Raw genomic sequence first — 25,442 nt, 5'->3', positions numbered from 1 at the left:
TGTCTTGGCTGACCATGAAATTCATCGATTTTCCCGCCTTGTCCGCACTGGCCGCCGCGTCGGCGCTGGTGACCAAACCATGCAGCTGCTGCGCCGTCCCGCTGGACGCCTGGCAGCGCCTGCCCACCTCGCTGGAGCTGGACCGGTTTGCAGAAATCGGCACCCTGCGCGAAGACCCGTACGAGGAACCGACGTTTGACGAGTACCACCCGCACGGCACGCACTACGACAGCGTCGACGCGCCCATCGCACCGCGCTACTATCCCGCCAACCTGAGTCAGGTGGCCCGCTGCCTGGACTGCGGCCGGCACTACCTGCGCTACAACGAGGCGGGCGGTTATTTCACGGAGCTGCGCATCCGCGCGCTGCGCCCCGAATTGCTGGCCGACGCCGCGTAATCACTGCGACAGGCTTTCCTTGACGTGCGCGATGCCGTGTTCATCGTAGATCGAGTACACGGCGGCGAGGAGGTTGTCCAGCTCCGGCGAGCGATCCATATGCCGCATGCTGAATAAGATGGGCGAGAACGCATGCTTGTCGTCCAGCTTGCGGTACACGACGTTCCGGTGATGCATGGCTTGCACGCTTTCCGGCACGATGGAAATGCCCTGGCCAGCCGCCACCAGTCCCATGGAAATCTGCAGTTCGCGCACTTCCGTGACGGGGCCGGGCGTGACATTGCCTTCGCTGAACATGCCCAGCACCTGGTCGGCAAAGCTGGGGCGGGGCGCTTTCGGATACACGAGCAGGGTTTCGTGCACCAGGTCCGTCAGGCGCAATCCGCCTTCCCCCTTGGCCAGCCGGTGGCCGGGCGGCAGGGCCACCACCAGGCGCTCCTCGCGCAGCAGGATGCGGCGGATGCTGGGGTCTTCGCTTTTCAGGCGCCCGAAACCGACGTCGATACGGCCTTCCTTCAGGGCCTTGAGCTGCTGCACCGTCGTCATTTCATGCAGGGTCACGTCGACCTCGGGATGGCGTTCGCGATAGCGGTGCACGATGTCGGGCAATTCCCCATACAGGGTCGAGGCGACGAAGCCGATCGATAGGGTGCGTTCCAGCTTGCCGACGCGTTGCGTCATCGCCTGCAGGTCGCGCACCTGGTCGAGCAGGGGGCGCGCGTGGGCCAGAAAAAACTCGCCCGCTTCCGTCAGCCGCAGCGGCCGTGACCCCTTTTCGATCAGCGCCACGCCCAGGGTTTCTTCCAGTTGCTGCATCTGCCGGCTCAGCGGCGGCTGCGCGATGTGCAGGCGCGCGGCCGCCCGCGTGAAGTTCCTTTCCTCTGCGACCGCGACGAAGTAACGCAAGTGCCGTAATTCCATCTTCATACCTTTCAGGTATAGGTTTGATACCAACTCGGTGTTGGACGTGGGGGCGTTCGGGGAATATCGTGTCTCCACTCCACAGAATTATACGGAATAAATATGATTCAAAATATCGAGACCTACCTGGTCGATGTGCCAACCATCCGTCCGCACCGGATGTCCGTCGCCACCATGAATACGCAAACCCTGGTGCTGGTGCGGCTGCGTTGCGCCGACGGCATCACGGGCTGGGGCGAAGCGACCACCATCGGCGGCTTGGGCTACGGCGGCGAAAGCCCGGAAAGCATCAAGACGAATATCGATACCTATATCGCGCCGCTGCTGGTCGGCATGGAAGCGAGCGCAGTGGCCAAGGCGATGGCCAGGGTGCGCAAGGCCATCCAGGGCAACCGCTTCGCCAAGTGCGCGATCGAGACGGCGCTGCTGGACGCGCAGGCGCGCCGCCTGAACGTGCCGCTGTCGGAATTGCTGGGCGGCCGCGTGCGCGATGAACTGCCCGTGGCCTGGGTGCTGGCCAGCGGCGACACCGCGCGCGATATCGCGGAAGGGGAAAAAATGCTGGACTTGCGCCGCCACCGCATCTTCAAGCTGAAGATCGGCTTGCGCGACGTGATGGACGATGTGGCCCACGTGCTGGAGATCAAGCGGGCGCTGGGCGAACGGGCCAGCGTGCGCGTCGACGTCAACCAGGCCTGGAGCGAGACGGACGCCGTGCGCGGCATCGCCGCGCTGGAAGCGGGCGGCATCGACCTGATCGAGCAGCCCGTCAAGGCGGGCAACCGCGCCGCGCTGGCGCGCCTGAAACAGCGCTTCGACGTGGCCATCATGGCCGACGAAGCCTTGCATGGTCCCGCCGACGCGCTGGCGCTGGCGCAGGCCGATGCGGCCGACGTGTATGCGGTCAAGATCACCCAGTCTGGCGGCTTGCTGCCCGCGCTGGAAGTGGCCACCGTGGCGCGCCTGGCCGGTGTGGGCCTGTACGGCGGCACCATGCTCGAAGGCGGCGTCGGCACGGCCGCCACGGCCCACGTGTGTTCCACGTTTGCCGAACTGGCCTGGGGCACGGAGCTGTTCGGGCCACTGCTGCTGACGCAGGAAGTCCTGCGCGAGCCGCTCGTGTACCGCGACTTCATGCTGCAAGTGCCGACTGGCCCGGGCCTGGGCGTCGAGATCGATATGGACAAGCTGCGCGCCATGCAGCGTCAATAAGGAGAGACCATGTTATTCCATGTACGCATGAACGTGAACCTGCCATTGGACATGCCCGCCGAACAGGCGGCGCAGCTCAAGCAGACGGAGAGGGAACTGGCGCAGCGCCTGCAGCACGAGGGCAAGTGGCGCCACCTGTGGCGCATCGCCGGCCAGTACGCCAACATCAGCGTCTTCGACGTGGACAGCGTGGACGAGCTGCACAACTTGCTCACTTCCTTGCCGCTGTTCCCTTACATGCAGATCGACGTGATGCCGCTGTGCCGCCATCCTTCGTCGGTGCGCGACGACGATTCCTGAGGAGACGTGCGATGACGCAGATAGACAACGGCAGTGCAGGGAGAATGTGCGAGGTCGACGGTGTCGGCCTGTATTACCGCACGGATGGCGAGCGCGGTAAGCCCTGCCTGGTCCTGTCGAATTCCCTGGGCACGGACCTGTCCATGTGGGATGCGCAGGCGGACGCGCTGGCCAGCGACTTTTATGTCGTGCGCTACGACACGCGCGGCCATGGTCAGTCGACCAGCGGCGGCGCGCCATTCGGCATCGAGCGCCTGGGCCTGGACGTGGTGGCGCTGCTCGATCACCTCGATATCGCGCGCGCCGCCTTCTGCGGCATTTCCATGGGCGGCTTGATCGGCCAGTGGCTGGGCATACACCAGCCGCGGCGCTTGACGCAGCTCGTGCTGGCAAATACGGCGGCGCGCATCGGGGGCGCCGCGCCGTGGCAGCTGCGGGCGGAACAAGTGCGCCGCGATGGCATGGCCGCGGTGGCCGACAGCGCCGCCGCGCGCTGGTTCACGCCGCAGTTCATCGCGCGCGAAGCGGATGCGGTGGCGCGCCTGGTCGACATTTTGCGCAGCCAGGATGCCGGCGGCTACGCGGCCTGCTGCGACGTGCTGGCCCAGACGGACTTGCACGCCGGCGTCGGCACGATCAGCGTGCCCACCCTGATCATCGCGGGCGAGCACGATCCCGTCACCACCCTCGACGACGGGCGCTGGCTGCAGCGGCAGATCAATGGCGCCCGCTTGGCAAGCTTGCCCGCCTCGCATATCTCGAACATCGAGGCGGCGGACTTGTTTACGGCGCAGTTGCGGACCTTTTTATTGTGAGGCTTGCTGTACCGTATCGGTACGGCAGGAATGTGGTTTTCCCCTGAGCACCGCCACCGGCAAGACCGGCATGCGGCAGGGGAAGCTTTCTTGAAAAATAATAATAAGAAAAGCAGACTTGGAGTAGACAGATGGAAAACAGATTGATCATTATTGCCGCGGTCACGGTGGGCTATTTCGCCCTCATGTCGTACATTACGTATAGCGTGCGCAAGCATGCCAACAGCGCCGAAGGCATGACGGCGGGCGGGCGCAACTATCCCGCCTACCTGATCGGCGCGCTGCTGCTGTCGGAATTCATCGGCAGCTCCGTCAGCATCGGCACGGCCCAGAAGGGTTATGAGCTGGGTATTTCCGCCGCATGGAACCTGGTGGCGCTGTCGCTGGGCTTCTTGCTGCTGGCCATCGTGCTGGTCAAAAAATACAAGGAAAGCGGGCAGTCGACGATTTCCGGCATCCTGGCGCAAACCTACGGCGAACCCGTGCGCTATGCGGCATCCATCCTCACCATTGTCGCGCTGAGCATCGTTGCCGTGGCCCTGTATGCGAGCGGCGGCGCCGTGCTGGCGGCCGTGTTGCACATCAATAAAACCGTGGCCATTTTACTGGTGGGCGCCATCACCGTGATTTATGTCAGCCTGGGCGGCATGCGCTCGGTGGTGTACACCAATTTCGCCCACTCCATCGTCAAGTACTTGGGCGTGATCCTGGCGCTGGCGTATGCGCTGGAAGCAACAGGCGGCATCGGCGCGCTGCAGGCGCAGCTGCCGGCCAAGATGTTCAACTGGGTCGAGATCGGCTGGGGCCAGATCATCGCCTGGATGATCGGCGGCATCGGTTCCATCTTCGCCACGCAATACGTGATCCAGGCCCTCGTCAGCACGGACAACCCGGCCGTGGCCAAGCGCGCCTGCTACTACGTGTCGTCGCTGATGATTCCGTTCGGCCTCATGGCGGCCCTGATCGGCATGTGCAGCGCCGTGCTGTATCCGGGCATGAAGTCGATCGACGCCTTTCCGACATTGATCGCCCACATGCCGGCGTTTTCCGCCAGCATCATGATCGTCGGCCTGGCCGGCGCCCTGTTCGGCGGCATTTCCGCCACCACCCTGGCATCGGCGACCCTGGCCATGAAGGATTTTTATGATCCCTGGTATAACAAGGCGAAGAACGACGCGAAATCGCTGATGTTCCTGCGTATCGCCATCGTCGTGGCGGGGCTGCTGCCGCTGGTGCTGGCGCTGTATGCGGAAAAGCTGCTGATGATCGCCTTCCTCGGCAAGGCCCTGCGCGCCACCCTGGCCGTGCTGGTGCTGATGGCCTTCTATGCGCCGAAATTCGGCACGCCGCGCGGCGCCTTCGTCGGCGTGATCGTCTCCGTGATCGCCACCATCGGCTGGTTCCTGGCGGGCAATCCGTACGGCGTGGACAGTTCCTACCTGGCGCTGGCCGGCCCGCTCTTGACGATGGGCATCAGCCATTTGTTCAAGCCGGCGTTGGCGAAATCGTCCGCCTCCCTGCCTTGATTCACACCAGACCCGTCATGTAATAGATGGCAATGACGAGGAACACGGCCACCGTCTTGATGACGGTGATGCCGAAAATGTCGCAGTAGGACTGGCGGTGCGTGAGGCCCGTGACGGCCAGCAGGGTGATCACGGCGCCGTTGTGCGGCAAGGTATCCATGCCGCCGCTGGCCATTGCCACCACGCGGTGCATGACTTCGAGCGGAATGTGCGCCTGCTGCGCCGCCTGGATAAAACTGTCCGACATGGCGGCCAGCGCGATGCTCATCCCGCCCGAGGCCGATCCCGTGATGCCGGCCAGGGTTGTGACGGACACGGCCGCATTGACGAGCGGATCGGGCACGCTGCGCAAGGTATTGCTGACGGCAAGAAAGCCGGGCAAGGCCGCGATGACACCGCCGAAGCCATATTCGGAGGCCGTATTCATGGCCGCCAGCAGCGCGCCACCGACGGCCGCCTTGGTGCCTTCGGCAAAGGCGGCGCGGATGCGCCCGAATGCCGTCACGCACACGAGCAAGATACCCAGCAACAAGGCGCCTTCCACGGCCCAGATGCCGGTCACGGCGGCGATCGACGTCGACACGGGCGCATGCAGGCCCGGCAGGGCGTCGGCGGTGAGCACGTAACTGGCGCCATACCAGTGCGGAATCAGCTTGGTCAGCGCAAAGTTGGCCACGCCCACCAGCACCAACGGCGCCACCGACAGCAACGGATGGGGCAAGTCGCCGCCACCGGTCTTGGCCTGTTCCGCTTCCACTCCGTAACCTTCGCCCGTCGCCATGACGGAGCGCCGGCGCCATTCGAGGAAAGCCAGGCCCATGATCACCGTCAGCACGGCACCGATGGTGCCCAGCCACGGTGCGGCCCAGCCGGTCGTGTTGAAAAAGGTGGTGGGAATGATGTTCTGGATTTGCGGCGTGCCGGGCAGGGTATCCATGGTGAAGGAAAAGGCGCCCAGCGCGATGGCGCCCGGCATCAGCCGCTTGGGGATATTGCTCTGGCGGTACAGCTCGGCCGCGAACGGATACACGGCAAACACCACCACGAACAGCGACACGCCGCCATACGTGAGCGCCGCGCACACGGCAACGATCACGGCATTCGCGCGCGAGCTGCCGATGTAGCGGATGGCGGCCACGACGATGGACTGGGAAAAACCGGACAGCTCGATGAGTTTACCGAACACGGCGCCGAGCAAAAAGACGGGGAAATACAGCTTGATGAAGCCCACCATCTTTTCCATGAAGATGCCGCTGAAGACGGCCGGCACGGCCGACGGATCGGTCAGCAGCACGGCGCCGAGCGCGGCGACGGGCGCAAACAGGATCACGCTGTAGCCGCGGTAGGCGGCCAGCATGAGGAAGGCCAGTGCGGCCAGAACTATCAGGAAAGACATCGGTCAGGCCCTTGCGCGATGGAAGTGTTCAATTAATCAATTGTTCAATTAATATCATACTTCTCAGCAACACGCCAACGCGTGGGTCAAGGCGCAAGCGCTTGAAGTTGGCACAGCGAGGGAAAAAGGCTGGTCGGGGTGAGAGGATTCGAACCTCCGGCCTCTGCGTCCCGAACGCAGCGCTCTACCAGGCTGAGCCACACCCCGCATACTGGTATTACAGCAGATGGCGGGGCGGGTTTCAAGCGACTGCATCAACGCTTATTTCTTTTCCTGCTGGGCCTTTTTGATGTCCGCTTCGCTGACTTTTTTTGCTGGCGCATTTGTCGCCGGCGAAGTGGGCGCCTTGCGGGTGGCGTACGCTTGCGCCATGACGGCGGCGCAGTCCGTGTCGGGCGCCTTGTCGACGTTGACCAGCGGCAGCAGGGCGGCCAGCGGCGTGACGATGGTGGCCAGTGCCACGGCGGCGCCCGCTTTCAGGGCCAGCGGACCTTTTTGCGGACCCACGTCCGGGTGCTTGAACGTGCCTTTCGCGTACAGCGGCGTGCGCAGGGTGATGATGCGGGCGCCCTTGGTACGGGGGCGCACGTCGAGGTCCAGGGTTTCGTTTGCCAGGTTGACGTTGCCCGTGATATTCACCACGGCCGTGTCCGTGTCGAGCACGAAGCGGCGCACGTCGGCCTGGCCATTCGTGACGGCGAAATCGCTGGCCAGGCAGTTCAGGTGGACTTGCTTGTCGCCAAAGATTTTCACGAAGACGGCATTAGCCAGGTTCAGCCCGGCCAGTTCCAGCATGAACTGGCTGACGGAGCCTTCGCTGACGGTGGCCGCCAGCTCGCCATTTGCGCTGGCCAGCATGGCCGAGATGGAATTACCGTGGCCCGTCAGCGCCGCATCGCCATACACTTCGCCGAAGCTCGCCTGCATCGATTGCAGCTTGGGAAACAGTTCGCGGATCTTGAGGTGGCGCGCCGCCACCTTGGCTTGCGCGGCGATGGTCTTTTGACGGCCATCGAGCGTGATGTTCGAGGTGATGTCGCCGCCAGCCATGCCGAAATTGAGCGGCGTCAGACTCAGCACCTTGTCTTTCATGTGGATGTTGGCGACGATATCCTTGAGCGGGATATCGTGCGTGCGCACCAGTTTTTTGCCCGTGAATTTCACGTCGGCGTCGAGCGCATCCCATTTCGCCGTATTGAACTGTTCCACTGGCAAGGCTTTGCTGTCGGGCTGCACGGGCGCCTTGCCGCGCGCCTGTTTCTGCGCATTGCTGTCGGCGCCGATGCTGGGGCCCAGGTCTTCCAGGCGCAATTGCTGCGACGTCACTTCGCCGCGCAGCAGGGGACGGGGTTGGCGCGGCAAGTATTGCAGGGTGCCGGCCAGGTCGCTCTTGCCTACCGTGCCCTTGAAGTCTTGATACGTCCAGTTCCAGGTGGCGCCGTCTTTCTTGCCCAGCAAACGGCCCCTGGTGGCGTAGTCCGGCGTTTCCGGCAGCAGCACGCCCGTCAGCGGATACAGGTCGGCCATGCTGGCGCCAGCCAGACTCAGCTGTAAATCGATGCCCGACAAGGAGCGCGGGTCGGTCAAGGTGCCATCGATGCTGGCCTTGTTCTTGCCCAGCACGGCATGCGCCTGTACGGGATACACGGTGTGGTTGTCGGTCAGGGACAGCACGGCGCCCGCCTTGCCGCCGCCCGTCACGGGCGCCTGGCGGTAGGTGCCGCCCAGGGTGAATGCGATGCCATATTTCTGCACCGGAGCACTGTCTGGCGCGTCGCCCGGCGTCGCATCGGGCGCCGTCGAGCTGACCTTGGCGCGCACGTCCAGCGCGATGGCCTCGTCGAGGTAGCGGATGGCGCCGTCGCCAAAGGCCATGCGCTGGATTTCCACGTCCCATGCCGACGGGCCATTGTCTTTCAGGGTCCAGCTGTTGCTGCCATCGGCGCGCCGCTGCAGGGCGATGTTCGGCGCCTCGAGGGCGAGATCCGTCAGCACCAGCCTGTGCTGCAACAGGGGCAGCGGATGGATGGCCACGTCGATGCGGCGCGCGCTGGCCAGCTGCGGGCCGGCCGTCGCCCAGTCCGGGTTGCTCATGCGCACGTCCTGCGCGCTGATGACGGGGCGCGGCACGTAGCGGCGCCAGCCCGGTTCCGTCTTCATCCCCTGCTTCCATGTGACTTGCAGGTCGCCGCCGATGACGAAGGTACGGCCCGTGCTTGCCGATACCCTCTCGTTGATGTAGGGGCGGGCGCGGTTCCAGTCGAAGGTCAGCACGAAGATGGCCACGATGGCGATCAGGGCCAGCAGGGCGGCCAGGCTCCAGCCGAGGATTTTCAGGGGTGTCGAGCGTGTCATGGGATGCCAATCGCAGTGATTTTTTCATCAAGGTAGACCGATAGGTCATGACGGTCGGTGCGCTGGGTTACGTAAGCTCGGTCGGTCAGGCATGTGGCTTGAAATGATTCAATAATTCGACTATTATTGAAGTATGGAAAATGAAAAGACAATAGCGAGCGGCGCGCCGCCGCTGACGAATGCTGCCGCCATCGCGGCCCTGGCTGCGCTGGCGCAGGAATCGCGATTGGCCGTGTTCCGCCTGCTGGTGCAAGCGGGGCCGCAAGGCATGGCCGCGACGAAAATCGCCGAGGCGCTGGCGATTGCGCCCTCGTCGCTGTCGTTTCACCTGAAAGAACTGGCGCATGCCAATCTGGTGACGGCGAGCAAGACGGGGCGCTCCATCATCTACGCCGCCAACTATGCGGGCATGAACGGCTTGCTGGCCTTTTTGACCGAGAACTGCTGCGCTGGCGCGCCTTGCTGCGTCAGCGAACCACATTTACTGAAGGAAACGACGACATGACGATCACGATCTATCACAACACCGCGTGCGGCACCTCGCGCAATACCCTGGCCTTGATCCGCAATACGGGCGTCGAGCCCGTCATCATCGATTACGTCAAGCACCCGCCTTCGCGCGAGGAGCTGGTCGATCTGATCGCCCGCGCCGGCCTGTCCGTGCGTGCCGTGATGCGCGACAAGGGTGCCCTGTACGACGAGCTGGGCCTGGCCAATCCTGAGCTGAGCGATGCGGCCCTGCTCGACGCCATGCAAGCCCATCCGATTTTGATCAACCGCCCCATCGTCGTCACGGAACTGGGCGTGCGCCTGTGCCGTCCTTCGGAAAAAGTGCTGGAGATCCTGCCGCTGCCGCAGCAGGGCGCGTTTTCCAAGGAAGACGGCCAGGCTGTGGTGGGCGCCGACGGCAAGCCGGTGGTCTGAATGAGTGATTTATCCAATGAGTTGCCCAACATCAGCGTCGCCCACCTGGACGTGCCGGATTTGGACAAGCTGGCGCCGGCGCAGCTGTCCACCCACGCGCCGCGCATTTTGCTGCTGTACGGTTCCTTGCGCGAACGCTCGTACAGCAAGCTGCTGACCCTGGAAGCGGAGCGCATCCTGCGCCACTTCGGCGCCGAGACGCGCGTGTTCGATCCGCACGGCTTGCCCATGGTCGACAGCGTGTCGCCCGCGCATCCGAAAGTGCAGGAATTACGCGCGCTGTCGCTGTGGTCGGAAGGGCAGGTGTGGTGCAGTCCCGAACGCCATGGCGCCGTCACGGGCGTGTTTAAATCGCAGATCGACTGGTTGCCGCTGGAAACGGGCAGCGTGCGGCCGACACAGGGCCGTACCCTGGCCGTGATGCAAGTGTCGGGTGGTTCGCAATCGTTCAATGCCGTCAACGGCTTGCGCGTGCTGGGACGCTGGATGCGCATGGTCACCATTCCGAACCAGTCGTCCGTCGCCAAGGCATACCAGGAATTCGACGATGACGGCCGCATGAAGCCGTCGCCGTACTACGAGCGCCTGGTCGACGTCATGGAGGAACTGTATAAATTCACCTTGCTGGTGCGCGACCGCCGCGATTACCTGGGCAGTCGCTACAGCGAGCGGCTGGAAGCGGAGCCGGCCATCGTGCAGGCATTGGCGGGCGCGGCGATGGAGCATGAGCGCGGCAGCGGAGCATGAAAAACGGCGCCAGTGGCGCCGTTTCTGATTGCTTATATTAAAACACGATCAGTGATTGCGAGCCACGGCAAACGAGCACAGTTGCAGCATCGATTGCTTGTAGACGCTGTCGGGCCAGCCGGCGATGGCATCGGCGGCGCGCTGGCCGGCGATTTCCGCCTGCTGGCGCGTGTAGTCGAGGGCGCCGCTGCTGGTGATGGCCGTCAGCACGGCATCGAAATGCTGTTCGTCGCCTTGCTCGATGCAGCTGCGCACCAGTTCGCGCTGTTCCGGCGTACCGTTTTCCATCAGCCAGATCAGCGGCATCGTTGGTTTGCCTTCGCGCAAGTCGTCGCCCACGTTCTTGCCGATTTCCGCGGCGTCGCCTGCATAGTCGAGCACGTCGTCGATCAGCTGGAAGGCCGTGCCCAGCGAGCGGCCGTATTCGGCGGCCGCTTCGATATCGTCTTCGCTGGCGCCGGCGATCAGGGCGCCCAGTTGCGCCGACGCTTCGAACAGCTTGGCCGTCTTCGAGCGGATGACGTTCAGGTAGCTGTCTTGCGTCACGTCCGGATCGTGCATGTTCAGCAGCTGCAGCACTTCGCCTTCGGCGATCACGTTGGTGGCGTCGGACAGGATTTGCATGACGCGCATATTGTTGAGCGACACCATCAGCTGGAACGAGCGCGAGTGCAGGAAGTCGCCCACCAGCACCGAAGCGGCATTGCCGAACAGGGCGTTGGCCGTCTGGCGTCCACGGCGCATCGACGATTCATCGACGACGTCATCGTGCAGCAGGGTGGCGGTGTGGATGAATTCGACCACGGCGGCCAGCTCATGGTGCGCCGTGCCGCGATAGGCGTGGGCATTGGCCACCAGCAAGATCAGCACGGGGCGGATACGTTTGCCGCCTGCGCTGATGATGTATTCAGCGATCTGGTTGATCAGAATGACATCGGAGTGCAATTTTTGGCGGATCACCGTATTGACTGCGTCCATATCGGCGGCAATCGTTTGCACGATGGTGTTTTGGTTAACGTGTTTGTTAGCGTCAGACAAGGCGAACCTGCATTAGATTGTGGGTGCCGCGATTATACGACAAGGCTTGCGCGCGCGTGATGTTTGCCTATGACTGTAGAGCAATTGATTGATCTGGTTGGCACTGGCGCGGGTTTTGCTGTCCCCCCCCCTGGCGCAAGCCTGACAAGATGGTCAGGTTGTCGACATACCACGATCGTCAAGCTTTGTGAATACTTTTTGACGCAATTTCTCAGTCCGTGTATAATCGCTGGTTCCCCCTGTTGTGCACGGCTTGCTTTTCATGGCAGTGGGACAAATTCTTTCAACATTTGATGAGGTTTCAAATCATGTACGCGGTCATAAAAACCGGTGGCAAACAATACAAAGTTGTCGCTGGCGAAAAACTTAAAGTAGAACAGATACCGGCAGACATTGGTTCCGAAATCACCATCGATCAAGTGCTCGCAGTAGGCGCGGGCGACAGCATCAAGTTTGGTGCTCCATTGGTCGAAGGTGCAACGGTACTGGTTACGGTTGTGGCGCATGGTCGCCATGATAAGGTCAAAATTTTCAAGATGCGTCGTCGTAAGCACTACCAAAAGCATCAAGGCCATCGCCAGAATTTTACCGAAATCCAAATCGTTTCGATCAACGGCTAATCGCCGCTGTTTGAATTAATCAGCTATCAAGGAGTCTTAAATGGCACATAAAAAAGGCGGCGGCACAACGCGAAACGGCCGTGATTCAGAATCAAAACGTCTGGGCGTTAAAGTCTACGGCGGCCAAGCTATCAATGCTGGCGGCATCATCATTCGTCAACGCGGCACCCCAGTGCGCGCCGGCGAAGGCGTAGGCATGGGCAAGGACCACACGTTGTTCGCGCTGATCGCGGGCAAAGTGAAGTTCGTTGTCAAAGGTGCTGGCTCGAAGCAATTCGTGACCGTTGTACCAAACGAAGCAGTACCAGCGTAATTCATCGCGGGGCACTTGCTCCGCTGTGATCGCATGATGTAAGGCGCAAGCCTTCAATCGAAAGGCTCTGCCCAAGGTAGAGCCTTTTTAGTTTTATGGCGGCAAAATTATGAAGTTTATCGACGAAGCAAAAATCGAAGTCATCGCGGGCGATGGCGGCAACGGCTGCGCATCTTTCTGCCGTGAAAAATTCCGGCCTTTCGGCGGTCCCGATGGCGGCGATGGCGGCAAGGGCGGGTCCATCTGGGCCGTTGCCGACCGCAATATCAACACGCTCGTCGATTTCCGTTTCTCCAAAATGCACAAGGCTCGCAATGGCGAGCCTGGCCGTGGCGCAGATTGCTATGGCAAGGGCGCCGATGACATCCACCTGCGCATGCCGGTCGGCACCTTGATCATCGACAACGCGAGCGGCGAAATCCTGGCCGATTTGACCGAACACGGCCAGATCGAATTGCTGGCCAAGGGCGGCGAAGGCGGCTGGGGCAATATCCACTTCAAGTCCTCGACCAACCGCGCACCGCGCCAAAAAGGCGAGGGCAAGGAAGGCGAACGCCGCGAACTGCGTCTGGAACTGAAAGTCCTGGCCGACGTGGGCCTGCTGGGCATGCCGAACGCCGGCAAGTCGACCTTCATTTCGGCCGTCTCGAACGCGCGCCCGAAAATCGCCGATTACCCATTCACCACCCTGCACCCGAACTTGGGCGTGGTGCGCGTGTCGCACGAGAAGAGCTTTGTGATCGCCGATATTCCCGGCTTGATCGAAGGCGCTTCCGAAGGCGCGGGCCTGGGCCATCAATTCCTGCGCCACTTGCAGCGCACGGGTCTGCTGTTGCACATCGTCGACCTGGCGCCGTTTGAAACCAACGTCGATCCTGTCAAGGAAGCCAAGGCGCTGGTCAAGGAATTGAAGAAGTACGACGAGTCGCTGGTCGACAAGCCGCGCTGGCTGGTGTTGAACAAGCTCGACATGGTGCCGGAAGAAGAGCGCAAGAAGATCGTCAAGGACTTCCTCAAGCGTTTCGCCTGGAAAGGTCCCGTCTTCGAGATCTCCGCGCTGAACCATCAGGGTTGCCCGGAACTGGTGAATGCGATTTACCAGCATCTGGAAGCGAAGAAACACAGCGAAAGCCGTGCCGAAGAAACGCAGATGACCGAGGAAGCACGCGGCATCTCGTCGATCGACCCGGATGATCCGCGTTTCAAGATCCTCGACTAAGGCTTTACCCTGATGCCGGTACAGACGGTCGCCGCCGCGCCAGCGCGCAAGCAAGCGTGGCAGCGCCGTGTATTGCATCTGATCGCGTATGCTTACGGGCTGAGCGCGGTCGCCTGCCTGCTGTTCGCCGATGCAATGGCGGCCGGCATGGGCATCTTCCTCAATGGCGTCAACGGCTACAGCCAGTTCTACGCCAGTCATGTCGGCATCTGGGGCGCTACCGCGCTCCTGGCGCTGTTCGCGGCACGGCAGGGCGAACCGCCTGTCCTCGGCGATATCACAGCAATGTTGGTCCTGGCGCAGCCCGCCGGCCGTTTGTTCGCGGCCATCAGCTTCGGCTTGCCCCAGGGTTTTGTGTTGTTCATGTGCGCGATGGAGTTGACGGCGGGGCTGGCCTTGCTGCTGCTGCGTCCTGCGCGCTGACGTCTATTAAGTGAAGAGCGCCGCCCCATGGATTCCGTGATTCAAAAAGCTACCCGTATCATCATCAAAGTCGGCTCTTCGCTGGTCACCAACGATGGCCGCGGACTCGATCATGCCGCCATCGCGCGCTGGGCCGCGCAGATTTCCGGCTTGCGCGCCCTCGGCAAGGAAGTGGTGCTCGTCAGTTCCGGCGCCATCGCCGAAGGCATGCTGCGCCTCGGTTTCGAGCAGCGCCCCACCGATATCCACGAATTGCAGGCGTGCGCCGCCGTCGGCCAGATGGGCCTGGCGCAAATCTATGAAAGCAGCTTCCGCGCCCATAGCCTCGGCACGGCGCAAGTGCTGCTCACGCACGCCGACCTGGCCGACCGCGAACGCTACCTGAATGCCCGCTCCACCCTGACGACCCTGCTGCGCCTGGGCGTGGTGCCGATCATCAATGAAAACGACACCGTCGTCACCGATGAAATCAAGTTCGGCGACAACGACACCCTGGGCGCGCTGGTCGCCAACCTGATCGAGGCCGATGCGCTCGTCATCCTGACGGACCAGCACGGCCTGTTCTCGGCCGATCCGCGCAAGGACCCGAACGCCTATCTGATCACGCAAGGCATCGCCGGCGATCCGGCCCTGGAAGCGATGGCGGGCGGGGCCGGCAGCAGCCTGGGACGTGGCGGCATGCTGACGAAAATCCTCGCCGCCAAGCGGGCCGCCAAGTCCGGCGCCCATACGATCATCGCCTGGGGCCGCGACAGCGATGTGCTCAGTCGCCTGGCCCAGGGCGAAGCGATCGGCACGCAGTTGCTGGCGCAAACGGGGCAATTGACGGCGCGCAAGCAGTGGATGGCCGATCACCTGCATACGGCCGGCGCCGTGGTGCTCGATGCGGGCGCCGTGCAAAAGCTGCGCCAGGAAGGCAAGTCCCTGCTGCCGATCGGCGTGACGGGCGTAAACGGTGAGTTCGGCCGTGGCGCCGTCATCACCTGCGTCGATGCGGCCGGCGTGCCCGTGGCGCGCGGTCTGTCGAACTACACGAGCGGCGAAGCGCGCCGCATCATGCGCAAGCCGTCCACCGAAATTGAAGCGATTCTCGGTTATATGGAAGGCCATGAGCTGATCCATCGCGACAATATGGTCTTGCTGTAAGCGTCCGCTTGCTGCGAATGACAAAAACGGCCCTCGCGGGCCGTTTTTTTTGCCTTACACCACGGCCGGCATCGGCGACTTGTCCTTGTAGTCGCACAGGTCGGCGATCATGCAGTTCCAGCATTGCGGCTTGCGCGCCGTGCACGTGTAGCGGCCGTGCAAGATGAGCCAGTGGTGGGCGTCGTGCAGGAATTCCTTGGGGATGAATTTCAGCAGTTTTTGCTCGACGATATCGACATTCTTGCCCGGCGCGATGCCGGTGCGGTTCGAGACGCGGAAGATATGCGTGTCGACGGCCATGGTCGGTTCGCCAAACGCCGTATTCATGACCACGTTGGCCGTCTTGCGGCCCACGCCGGGCAAGGCTTCCAGCGAGGCGCGGTCGCGCGGCACTTCGCCGCCGTGTTGCTCCAGCAGGATCTGGCAGGTGGCGATGACGTTTTTCGCCTTGGTGCGGAACAGGCCGATGGTGCGGATGTAGCTGGCCAGCTCGTCGACGCCCAGCGCCAGTATCTTGGCCGGCGTATTGGCGACCGGATACAGCAGGCGCGTGGCCTTGTTGACGGACACGTCGGTCGCCTGCGCCGACAGCAGCACGGCGATCAGCAGTTCGAACGGTGTCGTGTATTCGAGTTCCGTTTTCGGGGCAGGGTTGGCGGCGCGAAAGCGCGTAAAGATTTCCAGGCGTTTGGCGGCGTTCATGCGTCTTTTTTCGGGGTGGTGGGAGCTGGCTGGGCGGCGTCCGTGCTGGCGGCGGCGGCTTTGGCGCGCGCGCGCTCCATGGCGGCGGCGATGATGGCGCGCTTGCGTTCCTTCTCGGCCAGTTCATCGGGCGTGACGGGTACTTCCTGCGTCACTTCGCGCATCTTGGCGACGGCCTTGGCGGCCAGGCGCGCCTCGTTTTCTTCCGTTTCGCGGCGCAGGCGCTGCGTGCGGAAATCGTGGCGCGCGCGCGCGTCGTCCGCGTCCATCTGGCTCCAGGCATCCCAGCCGGTGGCGTCGCCGCTGACCGGGTACATGACGATGCAGTCGACGGGGCAGGGCGCCACGCACAAGTCGCAGCCCGTGCACAGGTCGGTGAGCACCGTATGCATCTGCTTGGCGGCGCCGACGATGGCGTCCACCGGGCAAGCCTGGATGCACAGGGTACAGCCGATACACAGCGATTCGTCGATGTAAGCGACCGATCGCGGACGTTCGATGCCGTTGACGGGATTGAGCGGGATGACTTTTTTGCCCAGCAAGCCGGCCAGGCGCGCGATGCCCTGCGCGCCGCCCGGTGGGCACTGGTTGATGTCGGCGCTGCCGGCGGCGATCGCTTCCGCATACGGGCGGCAGCCGTTGTAGCCGCATTTGGTGCATTGCGTTTGCGGCAGCAAGTCTTCGATCTGGTCGGCAAGTGAGGGAGGGGCAGGGTGCGGCACGGTCATCTTCCACGGTAAAACGCCATTATCGGCCATCCGGGCCGCGCACAAGCAAAAACCTGTTTCGTCAGAGGGGGATAGCGTGTGCCGTGCGGGCTGTTGCAGGCGCGCCGCAATCGTATTTTATTTCCCATGGGAATGTCAAAGTGCAAATAAACAACTTTGAAAATTCTTTTTTTTGTGGGAGCATGATTTTTATCAAGCCTGTTATTAAAAAAGCCGACCGCCAGTCCTGTTGCCGCGCCTGCACTACGAGGCGAGCCAGGCCATAGGAGCCAAACATGCGTTTCCTCCGGACAGTTGGTTTGCCCTTCTGTTTGTTCATGCACTCTGCACTTGCCCTTGCACACGGGCAGGCTGGATCGCCCATGGCGGCGCCGGGCGCCGCCAGTTCGCGCATCGTCCGCTTCGCCGCGGAAGACTGGCCGCCCTTCATTTCCCGCAGCCTGCCGGCCGATGGCATGTCGGGCGCCATGGTCAGCGCCGTCTTCGAGCGTCTCGGCTATTCGGTCAAGTATGAATATTTCCCCTGGAAGCGCGCCATGCAGTTTGGCCTGGCCAGTTCCCGCTATGCTGGGCTTCTGGCCGTCTGGCGCACGTCCGAGCGGGAAAAACTCTGCCACTTTTCTGTTCCGGTTGGTAATACGCAAGGCGTGCTGGCCTACCTGAAGGAGGATGGCGTGCCCGGCGCCAGCCTGGCCGAGCTGGGCAAGCTGCGCATCGGCACCGTGGCTGGCTACTCGAATGGGGAGCAGTTCGACGGCATGGTGGCGCGCGGCGAGCTGAAGACGGAAGAGGGCTTGAACGACGTCACGAATTTGAAAAAGCTGTTGATCAAGCGTTACCGCTTGATCGTCATCGAGCGCCATGTCTTGCAGCACTTGCTGATGGGACGCAACTTCAGCAAGGCCGAGCGGGAACGCATCGCCATCATCGATACCGTCTTCAAGGAGCGTCCCGTGCATGTGTGCTTCCAACGCGACGCCGAAGGTGCCGCGCAGCAAAAGCGCTTCAACGAGGCGGCCCGCGAACTCGATACGGCCCGGCTGGAACGCGACTACTGGAAGCGGCTCGACCAGAGCCTGGCCACGGCCCCATCTTCGCCCTGACGTGCCGCGCCGTTGTTGCACGTTGCCAAAACGAAATATCTAAATACGAAACCATTCGTTCTTGTTTGTTTGTCCATCCTTTAGTCTGCAGCCACTGTGTTGACGACTTTGAAAGGATGTTTTCGTATGCTGGAACTGATTCACAAGCACTACCCCGCACCACGCCTGCGGCAACTGGCGCACGCCGTCTCGGTGGCTGTGCTCGCGCTGGCGGCGCCTGGCGCAAGCCATGCGCAAGCGGCGCCGGATACCGCTGGCGCGCTGGCCGCCGCACCGCTCGACGCCGTCATCGTCACGGGCGCGCGCGGCACGGGCCGCACGGTGGCCAACAGCGCCGCGCCGATCGACGTGATCAGCGCGCAGCAATTGCTGGCGACCGGCAAATTGAACTTGCTCGATGCGCTGGACACGGCTTTGCCATCGTTCAACTTGCCGGCCCGCGTGCAGCCCGACCTGGGCAGCATCGTGCGCGCGGGGCAGTTGCGCAACCTCGATCCCTCGCATACCCTGGTGCTGGTCAACGGCAAGCGCCGGCATACGACGGCCATCGTCAATGAGGATGGCTTTCCCGGTTCCGTCGCCACCGACCTGGCCCTGATCCCCACAGGCGCCATCGCCCGCGTGGAAATCCTGCGCGATGGCGCCTCGGCCATCTACGGCTCGGACGCCATCGCCGGGGTCATCAACATCATCCTGAAAGCCGATGACCAGGGCAGCTTCAGCACGCAGCTCGGTTCCACCTATGCGGGCGATGGCACGAACGGCTCCGTGCGCATCGATGGCGGCACGCGACTGGGCGAGCACGGCTTTGCCCACTTCGGCGCCGAACTCCAGCGCCAGGGCATCGCCGTGCGCAATTTCGGCTTGAATCCCGGCTACCTGTCGTATCCGGCCGTGCGCAACGGCGATGGTCAGCTGGTGAAATTGGGGCCGAACAACAGCTTGCCGGCCGGCGCTTCGCCGAACCCGGCCGAAGCGAAGCGCAACAGCAATCCGTGGCGCAATACGGGCGTGCCGCAAAGCACGACCGCCTCGCTCAGCGCCAACCTCGGCTATGACGTATCGCCCGATGTGCAACTGTACGGCTTCGGCACGTATGCGCACCGCGATGCCCGCTCGGCGCAGAATTTCCGCCTGCCCAATACCATTTTCAATAACAACAAAGGCTTGCTGTCCGTGTATCCGGACGGATTCACGCCGTATGAAACGACGAGCGAAAACGATTTTTCCCTGACGGGCGGCATCAAGGGCGAGACGGCGGGCTGGTCCTGGGACTTGAGCACGACGTATGGCCGCGACGATATCGACGTGGGTGTGGAGCACTCGGCCAATTACTCGCTCACTTATCCTGGCGGAAAGACCGATTTTGACATCGGCAATCAGCGCTACAGCCGCTCGACCACCAACGCCGACGTGCGCCGCCCCGTGCAATTGGGGCTGAGCGAGCCGGCTGACCTCAGCCTCGGCCTCGAGTACTCGCATGAAACGCAGCAGCGCAGCCCCGGCGAGCCCGCTTCCTGGCAGGGCAGCGGGTCATCGGCGCTGGCCGGCTACCTGCCCGTCGATGCGTCCGACACGGCGCGCCACAGCTATGCTGCGTATGTCGGCCTGGGCGCCAAACTGACGCCGCAATGGCTGCTCGACACGGCACTGCGCGCCGAGAAATATTCCGATTTCGGCAGCAAGACGACGGGCCGGCTGTCCGCCCGCTATGACGTCACGCCCACGGTCGCCGTACGCGGCACCGTCAGCAACGGTTTCCATGCGCCGAGCCTGGTGACGCAATCGTATTCGAACACGTCGGACCATGCGGGCGTGCCCTACACCCTGGCGCAGCCGAGTTCGGTCGCCGCGCGGGCTCTGGGTGCGCAGCCATTGAAACCGGAGAAATCGACGAATCTGTCGGCCGGCCTGACCTTCCATCCCACGCCCACCCTGCGCCTGGCCGTTGACGCGTATCAAATCAAGGTCAGCGACCGCCTGGGCGTGTCGTCGAACATCGGCATCGACCGCAGCTCGGGCGTGGCGCTCGATGGCAGCGGCCGGCCGCTGACGGCGGCGCAAGCGAGCGTCATCGAGAACCTGCTGCGCTCGGCGGGCCTGACGGTGGGCAATGGCCTCGTCGCCCATTATTTTGCCAACGTGGGCGACACGCGCACGCGCGGCATCGACCTGACTGCCGAGGATGTCGTGCGCGTGGCCGATGGCAAGCTGCGCTGGACGGCGGCCGCCAACATCAATCACACGAGCCTGGTGGGCAAGGCGGCACTTCCGGCCGTGCTGCAAGGCTTGCCGAACATCGGCACCCTGAGCAAATCGGCCGAGTACGACTTGCTGTACCGCGCGCCGCGCGACAAGGAAATCCTCACGCTGGCGTATGAAAAGGCCGGCTGGACAGTGAACGTGCGGGAGACGCGCTACGGCAAGCTCAAGCGCCTGAACGCCATCACGGGCGGCGACTACCAGCTGAAGGCCGCCTTCGTGACGGACGTCAGCGTCGGCTATGACATCAGCAAGCGCATCAACGTGACGGTGGGCGCCAACAATGTCTTCGACCAGAAACCGAGCCAGGTGCCGCGCGAAGCGCGCAGCGCCGCGAATCTGGCGCAGTACACAGGCGCGTACGACAACTCGGGACCATTGGGCGTGCTGGGCGGCTATTACTACGCCCGCGCAACATTGTCATTCTGATGTGCCGCATCCCTCTATCGATCATCAACCACAGGAAATCCTATGTCAGACAACACTCAACACGCGGCCATCGACCTGGAATGGGCCAATCTCCTCTCGCCGCAGCGCCGCACGGTCTTGCGCGGCGGAGGACTCGTGGCGGCGCTGGCCGCCTCTGGCCTGGCCGGGACGGCCGTGGCGCAGGATGGCGCCGTCAAACGCGCCAAACCTGCACCGGGCAAGAGCCCGTGGGGCGAGCATACGGACACGGCGCCCACGCCGCGTCCCGTCAGCGTGCGGCCCGGCGAGGAAACCTTGCCGAGCAAGCCGCGCGCCTATACGGATATTGAAAGCTATCACGCGCATATCTATTTTGACGAGGACAGCTATCAGAAGGCGGCGCTGATACGCAAGTGGGCGGCCGAGCGCTTCCAGATCGAACTGGGCGACTGGAACCTGGAGGCGCGCGGCCCGCACGTGACGCCGTCGTTTTACTTTGGCTTCACGAATGATCTATTGCCCGTGATCGTGCCGTGGCTGCAACTGAACAGCCTGGGCCTGACGATACTGATCCATCCCAACACGGAAGACCCGCGTGCCGACCATCTGTATTACGCGCTGTGGGTGAACCGTTCGCAGCCCGTGAATGGCTATGCGATGAAGAAACCGGGGCCGGGCGAGCCGCGGGTCGAGCAGATATTTGTCAATACGCGCCCGACGGTGAAAATCGAGTGCGCATAAAAAGACGGCACGCCAGGGTAGCCTGGCGTGCCGTTTTGGCCGAAACGAGGGGTATCAGCCGTGTTTCTGGATGAATTCGCCGATTTTCGGGCAAATGATCTCGCGCCAGCGGCGGCCCGAGAAGATGCCGTAGTGGCCGCATTTCGGCGCCACGAAGTCTTGCTGCATCTCGGCTGGGATGCCGGAACACAAGTCATGCGCCGCCTGCGTCTGGCCAGCGCCGGAAATGTCGTCCAGTTCGCCTTCCACCGTGAACAGGGCCACGTTCGTGATGTCTTGCGGACGCACCAGCTGGCCGCCCACTTTCCACGTGCCCATCGGCAGGCTGAATTCCTGGAAAACCGTTTTAATGGTTTCCAGGTAGTACTCGGCCGGCATGTCCAAGACGGCGTTGTACTCGTTGTAGAACTGGCGGTGGCCTTCCGCCGGCTCGTCATCGCCCGTCACCAGGTGCATGTAGAATTCGCGGTGGCTTTGCGCGTGGCGGCCCGGGTTCATTGCGATGAAGCCGGCATGCTGCAGGAAGCCCGGGTACACCTTGCGGCCAAAGCCTGGGTAGTTCGGCGGCACCGCGTAGATCACGGTATTTTCAAACCACGAGAATTTCTTTTCCGTCGCCAGGTTGTTCACTTGCGTAGGCGAGCGGCGCGGGTCGATCGGGCCGCCCATCATCGTCATGGTTTTCGGCATGTGCGGATCTTTGGCTGTCGCCATCAGCGAGATGGCGGCCAGCACGGGCACGGTCGGTTGACAGACGGAAATCACGTGCAAGTCAGGCGCCAGCAGGCGGATGAATTCTTGCACATAATAAATGTAGTCATCGAGATGGAACGGGCCTTCCGTCAGCGGTACCATGCGCGCGTCCGTCCAGTCGGTGATGTAGACATCGTGCTCGGCCAGCAAGCCGCGCACGGTATCGCGCAGCAGGGTCGAGTGGTGACCGGACAGGGGGGCAACCAGCAAAACTTTGGGCTGTTGCAAGCCAGTGGCTTCTTTTTTGAAGTGAATCAGGCGGCAAAACGGTTTTGTCACGACAACGTGTTCGCGGATGTCGACGCTCTCGCCTTTGACGAGAACGGATTGGATGTCGAATTGTGGTTTTTCGTAGTCTTTGCCAAGGCGGTACATCAGCTCGTAACCGGCTGCGATGCGTTGCGAAAACGGAGTGTGGGCCAGTGGGGAAACCGGGTTGGTAAATAACTTGGAGGACATGTCTGCCCATTGCATCACCGGAGTGAGGAAAGAGCGTTGCAGTTCGTGCAGTTGGTAAAGCATATAGAGTCCTTGTTTAATTCCAAGCGCCAATATCGGCTCAAATATCATAATCCAATTTTACGATATTTGTTGAGGACAAAATGTGCTTTACCGCGCATAGGCCCACTGTTTGCGTATCGGTGTGGCCGTGCGCCACACTGCGTGGATAGACCTGCAACGATGTTTCAAAAGCAAAAAAAGCAGCGTTGCCGCTGCTCTTAGTCTGTTTTTTCGCCGCCATGCCCCTGCGGGAAGCGTCTCCCCGCGAGAGCGGCCACGGCTGCCGTGCGCTTAGCGCACCAGCATGTCGAGCTTGTCCTTGACGTCCTTGTATTGCTCGGCTTCCGGCAAGGCAGCTTTCGTCTTGGTGATCGAAGGCCAGTTACGGGCCAGATCGACGTTGATCTTGATGAAGGCTTGCTGGTCGCCCGGCACGTCTTCTTCCGCGAAAATCGCGTTCACCGGGCACTCTGCCACGCAGACGGCGCAGTCAATACATTCGTCCGGATCGATCGCCAGGAAGTTCGGGCCTTCCCGGAAACAATCTACCGGGCAGACATCGACGCAGTCGGTATAGCGACAGGCGATGCAGGATTCGGTGACAACGTGGGTCATAACAGTCCTATCAATTTGGGGAGGTGCTGTAGCGCCTGCAGGAACCTCGGCGACGCATACTAAAGCAAAGCATTGTATTTTAAGGCAATTCGCTATTTCTCACAAATCCCGCTTATATACAATACATATAAGCAAATTCATTTTCTGGCAGTGGCGTTGCCGCGCAGAGCGTGCCATTCAGCGACTATCCGGGACGTTGCCATGAAGAACGCGGCAAGAAAGCGACAGTCGCCCGATGCGGCAGGGTGCGGGACGGGCGACGCAGGGGCTTGCCCTGTGGTGTTTTTGTTTTACCCAAATCAAGATCGGTAAAAATAAATGCCAGGACAGTCAGGCGCTGGCGCGTATTTGCGTCACCAACTGCTGCCAACGTGCGTTTTCAGCACTGCCATCTTCGGCAAACGTGATGGTGCGCCGCGCGGTGGGGGCCTCGACGGTGATCTGCCAATGGGGAATATCGGCGCCCACCTGCGCGCCCGTCGCCTGCTGGTGCGTGAAAAAGCCGCTGCTGGCCAGTGCCGCTTCGAGCCCCGGGCCGGCCGGGTGGGCTTGCGTATCGATGTCGTACTGTTCGCTCAGGCCGGCAAAGCCGCCGCTGCTGCGGGCTGAAATTTTCATGCTGCTCCTTCTTGAGGACGGTGGTGGGGCGTGATGCCGCATGCCATCGCCTGCGGCTGACTGCTGGCGGGCCTGCGGCGCAAGGCGTCTAGCGGGGAGCGTAACTGCGGCACCATGCCGCCAGCGCTTCGCGCTCCGCTTCCAGCAATTGATCCGATTCGCTGTATTCCGCATGGTTCATGGTACCGCAGCAGGCGCGCCTGTCTTGCACCGCACCCTCGTCATCGACGATGCCTGGGGCAAAGGTCATCTGCCCACTCTCCGACATGGCATTGTCCTTGAGCACTTCGCGCACGGTAAAGCTGTTGCGGATGAAATCGAGGTAGGCGCCGTTGCCGTCGGCCTGGGCGATCGTCAGCATGTGGCCAGCCACGTCGGCATACGTGGCCGCTTGGTCGGGAGACGCCACCAGGGCGCGCAAGACCAGGCTGCGCAGGTAGTCGCCGCAACGGTGCAGCACGGCCGCGTCATCTTCCAGCTGGGGCTGACGTTCGTGGGCAAAGATGTCGGCCAGGATGTCGTAGATGGCACCTGTAAACACTTGCGAGATGGCATGCACTTCCGTGCCAGCCTCCGATAATTTGATGTCGTTGTCGGCATTGCGCAAACCGTTCGGCCGGCCCAGCGCCAGGCCGAACTGCTCCGCCAGGTCGGCGAGAAACGTTTTGTCGTGCAGGTCGGACTTGGTTTGCGCGATCACGGCTTCGACCTGGTCCAGCTGCGACAGGGCCAGGAAGATGGCCGTCAGGTCGCCAAACGATTCGTGCAAGCCGCCCGTCTGCGGAGGATTATTGTTGAGCAGCCAATTCGGTTTCAGACCGTCGAGGATGGCGTGCCCAGTTTCGTGCGAGACGATGTCGAGCGAACGGCAGGTGTAGACGCGGTCGGTGGCGCCACTGGGGATGAAGTCGCCGAATTTGAGGGCCTTGTCGCTGCGGCTGTAATAGGCATTCATGACATTGGGCAAGCCGTGCGGGAACACGCGCAGCGGGGCCGTGTTGCTGGCGCTATTCCATTGCCAGGGCAGGGGCGGCGCCGTCTCGTTGCTGGCCAGCGCGCGCTGGTACATGGTGAGCGTCATGCGCACGATGGCAAACGTGTGCACGGCATCGAACTGGTCGGTATTGGGCGAGACGATGAAGTCGCCAAAGGCGTTCGGGCTGACCTGGGCGATGCCCGGTTCGCCAAAGGTGATGCGCGCGTCGCGCGGGCCTTGCAGGATCAGGCCGGGCAGGAAGGTCTTGCGCGTACCCAGTTCGGTGACGGACGGGTCTTGTTTCCAGATCAGCACGCGCGAACCGACGGGCACGGCGGCCAGGTTGCGGACCGTTGTCTCGATCAGGCGGGGCGGACCCGGCTGCAGGGTCAGTTGCGCATTCTTGCGGTGCTGGCGGTATGGCGCCGATGGGGTGGGGACATAGCCGACGGGCAGGGACACGCATTTGGTCAACACGGCTTCGACCGGCACGATGACTTTCTGATCCATGATAGCTCTCCAAGACACGCGCAACTGGAACTGGAATAGTCGTCCCGCTTCGGTGCGTCCGGTTTGATACGGCGCAAACGATGCGCGGGAAGGACGGGCTTTTTTAGCCGTCCGGCGCCGGCTGCCGTCGTGCCCGCCGCATGGCGGCTGGTATGATGCTGGCCGGTTTGCC

Annotated in this window: 27 protein-coding genes and 1 tRNA gene; 16 read left to right on the top strand and 12 right to left on the bottom strand. The window is 62.5% G+C overall.

The features are described 5' to 3' along the window. Positions 1 to 14 precede the first annotated feature (14 nt). The gene (locus GCN78_RS23185; RefSeq protein WP_152253799.1) at positions 15 to 398 is read left to right on the top strand and encodes a cytochrome c oxidase subunit Vb family protein; all 384 of its coding nucleotides are present in this window, start codon (positions 15 to 17) and stop codon (positions 396 to 398) included. Here GCN78_RS23185 and GCN78_RS23180 read toward each other — a convergent pair whose 3' ends face one another. Beyond that, positions 399 to 1,319 (bottom strand): LysR family transcriptional regulator, encoded by a 921-nt coding sequence (locus tag GCN78_RS23180; protein ID WP_152253798.1) that lies wholly within the window; start codon positions 1,317 to 1,319, stop codon positions 399 to 401. A gap of 102 nt (positions 1,320 to 1,421) precedes the next feature. On the opposite strand from GCN78_RS23180, the gene GCN78_RS23175 reads away from it, so the two are divergent. The 4 genes from GCN78_RS23175 to GCN78_RS23160 all read left to right on the top strand — a co-directional run bounded on the left by GCN78_RS23175 (position 1,422) and on the right by GCN78_RS23160 (position 5,172). Then, on the top strand, positions 1,422 to 2,531 hold the full coding sequence (locus tag GCN78_RS23175; RefSeq protein WP_152253797.1) for a muconate/chloromuconate family cycloisomerase: 1,110 nt from the start codon (positions 1,422 to 1,424) through the stop codon (positions 2,529 to 2,531). A 9-nt stretch (positions 2,532 to 2,540) separates the two neighbouring features. Further along, positions 2,541 to 2,831, top strand: a complete 291-nt coding sequence (gene catC, locus GCN78_RS23170; RefSeq protein ID WP_152253796.1) for a muconolactone Delta-isomerase — start codon at positions 2,541 to 2,543, stop codon at positions 2,829 to 2,831. Between the two features lie 11 nt (positions 2,832 to 2,842). After that, positions 2,843 to 3,646, top strand: coding sequence for a 3-oxoadipate enol-lactonase (gene pcaD / locus GCN78_RS23165; protein WP_226939784.1), 804 nt, complete (start codon positions 2,843 to 2,845; stop codon positions 3,644 to 3,646). A gap of 131 nt (positions 3,647 to 3,777) precedes the next feature. Further along, positions 3,778 to 5,172: a sodium:solute symporter family protein gene (locus GCN78_RS23160; RefSeq protein WP_152253795.1), complete on the top strand. Its 1,395-nt coding sequence runs from the start codon at positions 3,778 to 3,780 to the stop codon at positions 5,170 to 5,172. A 1-nt stretch (position 5,173) separates the two neighbouring features. On the opposite strand, the gene GCN78_RS23155 is transcribed toward GCN78_RS23160, so the two are convergent. The 3 genes from GCN78_RS23155 to GCN78_RS23145 all read right to left on the bottom strand — a co-directional run bounded on the left by GCN78_RS23155 (position 5,174) and on the right by GCN78_RS23145 (position 8,923). Next, positions 5,174 to 6,568, bottom strand: coding sequence for a GntP family permease (locus tag GCN78_RS23155; RefSeq protein ID WP_152253794.1), 1,395 nt, complete (start codon positions 6,566 to 6,568; stop codon positions 5,174 to 5,176). Positions 6,569 to 6,698: 130 nt separating this feature from the next. Continuing rightward, positions 6,699 to 6,775, bottom strand: a tRNA-Pro gene (locus GCN78_RS23150). 54 nt (positions 6,776 to 6,829) lie between these two features. Beyond that, positions 6,830 to 8,923: an AsmA family protein gene (locus GCN78_RS23145; protein ID WP_152253793.1), complete on the bottom strand. Its 2,094-nt coding sequence runs from the start codon at positions 8,921 to 8,923 to the stop codon at positions 6,830 to 6,832. A gap of 133 nt (positions 8,924 to 9,056) precedes the next feature. Here GCN78_RS23145 and GCN78_RS23140 point away from each other — a divergent pair, with 133 nt between their 5' ends. From GCN78_RS23140 to arsH, 3 genes are read left to right on the top strand one after another with little or no spacing between them, the layout of a single operon-like run. Beyond that, positions 9,057 to 9,428 carry an ArsR/SmtB family transcription factor gene (locus GCN78_RS23140; RefSeq protein ID WP_193316836.1) on the top strand — a complete coding sequence of 124 codons (372 nt, stop codon included), beginning with the start codon at positions 9,057 to 9,059 and terminating at the stop codon, positions 9,426 to 9,428. After that, on the top strand, positions 9,425 to 9,847 hold the full coding sequence (arsC, locus tag GCN78_RS23135; RefSeq protein WP_152253792.1) for an arsenate reductase (glutaredoxin): 423 nt from the start codon (positions 9,425 to 9,427) through the stop codon (positions 9,845 to 9,847). The genes GCN78_RS23140 and arsC overlap by 4 nt, the downstream gene beginning before the upstream one ends. Continuing rightward, a complete protein-coding gene (gene arsH, locus GCN78_RS23130) occupies positions 9,848 to 10,594 on the top strand; it encodes an arsenical resistance protein ArsH (RefSeq protein WP_152253791.1) in 747 nt (248 codons plus the stop codon). It begins immediately after the preceding gene. A 48-nt stretch (positions 10,595 to 10,642) separates the two neighbouring features. On the opposite strand, the gene ispB is transcribed toward arsH, so the two are convergent. Further along, positions 10,643 to 11,632: an octaprenyl diphosphate synthase gene (gene ispB / locus GCN78_RS23125; protein ID WP_152253790.1), complete on the bottom strand. Its 990-nt coding sequence runs from the start codon at positions 11,630 to 11,632 to the stop codon at positions 10,643 to 10,645. A gap of 308 nt (positions 11,633 to 11,940) precedes the next feature. Here ispB and rplU point away from each other — a divergent pair, with 308 nt between their 5' ends. The 5 genes from rplU to proB all read left to right on the top strand — a co-directional run bounded on the left by rplU (position 11,941) and on the right by proB (position 15,353). After that, positions 11,941 to 12,252: a 50S ribosomal protein L21 gene (rplU, locus tag GCN78_RS23120; RefSeq protein ID WP_034754730.1), complete on the top strand. Its 312-nt coding sequence runs from the start codon at positions 11,941 to 11,943 to the stop codon at positions 12,250 to 12,252. A gap of 40 nt (positions 12,253 to 12,292) precedes the next feature. Next, positions 12,293 to 12,565, top strand: a complete 273-nt coding sequence (rpmA, locus tag GCN78_RS23115) for a 50S ribosomal protein L27 (RefSeq protein ID WP_070219281.1) — start codon at positions 12,293 to 12,295, stop codon at positions 12,563 to 12,565. 109 nt (positions 12,566 to 12,674) lie between these two features. Then, positions 12,675 to 13,784, top strand: coding sequence for a GTPase ObgE (gene obgE / locus GCN78_RS23110; protein ID WP_077400162.1), 1,110 nt, complete (start codon positions 12,675 to 12,677; stop codon positions 13,782 to 13,784). A 12-nt stretch (positions 13,785 to 13,796) separates the two neighbouring features. Then, a complete protein-coding gene (locus tag GCN78_RS23105) occupies positions 13,797 to 14,207 on the top strand; it encodes a hypothetical protein (protein ID WP_152253789.1) in 411 nt (136 codons plus the stop codon). Between the two features lie 27 nt (positions 14,208 to 14,234). Then, positions 14,235 to 15,353, top strand: coding sequence for a glutamate 5-kinase (proB, locus tag GCN78_RS23100; RefSeq protein WP_152253788.1), 1,119 nt, complete (start codon positions 14,235 to 14,237; stop codon positions 15,351 to 15,353). A gap of 54 nt (positions 15,354 to 15,407) precedes the next feature. On the opposite strand, the gene nth is transcribed toward proB, so the two are convergent. The 3 genes from nth to GCN78_RS23085 form a co-directional block, all read right to left on the bottom strand. Further along, the gene (gene nth / locus GCN78_RS23095) at positions 15,408 to 16,055 is read right to left on the bottom strand and encodes an endonuclease III (RefSeq protein WP_152253787.1); all 648 of its coding nucleotides are present in this window, start codon (positions 16,053 to 16,055) and stop codon (positions 15,408 to 15,410) included. Beyond that, a complete protein-coding gene (gene rsxB / locus GCN78_RS23090; protein ID WP_152253786.1) occupies positions 16,052 to 16,783 on the bottom strand; it encodes an electron transport complex subunit RsxB in 732 nt (243 codons plus the stop codon). Before rsxB ends, nth begins: the two co-directional genes overlap by 4 nt. A gap of 61 nt (positions 16,784 to 16,844) precedes the next feature. After that, complete coding sequence (locus tag GCN78_RS23085; RefSeq protein WP_152253785.1) at positions 16,845 to 17,102, bottom strand: hypothetical protein; 258 nt, start codon at positions 17,100 to 17,102, stop codon at positions 16,845 to 16,847. Between the two features lie 43 nt (positions 17,103 to 17,145). On the opposite strand from GCN78_RS23085, the gene GCN78_RS23080 reads away from it, so the two are divergent. The 3 genes from GCN78_RS23080 (at position 17,146) to GCN78_RS23070 (ending at position 21,297) form a co-directional block, all read left to right on the top strand. Beyond that, entirely contained in the window at positions 17,146 to 17,886 is a 741-nt protein-coding gene (locus GCN78_RS23080; RefSeq protein ID WP_152253784.1) for a substrate-binding periplasmic protein, read from the top strand. Positions 17,887 to 18,012: 126 nt separating this feature from the next. Then, positions 18,013 to 20,577 (top strand): TonB-dependent receptor plug domain-containing protein, encoded by a 2,565-nt coding sequence (locus GCN78_RS23075; protein WP_152253783.1) that lies wholly within the window; start codon positions 18,013 to 18,015, stop codon positions 20,575 to 20,577. Positions 20,578 to 20,619: 42 nt separating this feature from the next. Beyond that, positions 20,620 to 21,297: a DOPA 4,5-dioxygenase family protein gene (locus tag GCN78_RS23070; RefSeq protein ID WP_152253782.1), complete on the top strand. Its 678-nt coding sequence runs from the start codon at positions 20,620 to 20,622 to the stop codon at positions 21,295 to 21,297. Between the two features lie 54 nt (positions 21,298 to 21,351). On the opposite strand, the gene GCN78_RS23065 is transcribed toward GCN78_RS23070, so the two are convergent. From GCN78_RS23065 to GCN78_RS23050, 4 genes are all read right to left on the bottom strand, one after another. Next, positions 21,352 to 22,572: a polyhydroxyalkanoate depolymerase gene (locus GCN78_RS23065; RefSeq protein WP_152253781.1), complete on the bottom strand. Its 1,221-nt coding sequence runs from the start codon at positions 22,570 to 22,572 to the stop codon at positions 21,352 to 21,354. 270 nt (positions 22,573 to 22,842) lie between these two features. Then, positions 22,843 to 23,166 (bottom strand): ferredoxin FdxA, encoded by a 324-nt coding sequence (gene fdxA, locus GCN78_RS23060; protein ID WP_010395176.1) that lies wholly within the window; start codon positions 23,164 to 23,166, stop codon positions 22,843 to 22,845. A 330-nt stretch (positions 23,167 to 23,496) separates the two neighbouring features. After that, positions 23,497 to 23,784 carry a protealysin inhibitor emfourin gene (locus tag GCN78_RS23055; protein ID WP_152253780.1) on the bottom strand — a complete coding sequence of 96 codons (288 nt, stop codon included), beginning with the start codon at positions 23,782 to 23,784 and terminating at the stop codon, positions 23,497 to 23,499. 88 nt (positions 23,785 to 23,872) lie between these two features. After that, the gene (locus GCN78_RS23050) at positions 23,873 to 25,270 is read right to left on the bottom strand and encodes a gluzincin family metallopeptidase (protein ID WP_152253779.1); all 1,398 of its coding nucleotides are present in this window, start codon (positions 25,268 to 25,270) and stop codon (positions 23,873 to 23,875) included. Positions 25,271 to 25,442 lie beyond the last annotated feature (172 nt).

It is taken from the genome of Janthinobacterium rivuli, assembly GCF_009208735.1.
In the GTDB taxonomy this organism is placed as follows: Bacteria; Pseudomonadota; Gammaproteobacteria; order Burkholderiales; family Burkholderiaceae_D; genus Janthinobacterium.
The sequence above is the reverse complement of the archived record's forward strand: the minus strand, read 5'-3'. Positions and strand labels throughout refer to the sequence as shown.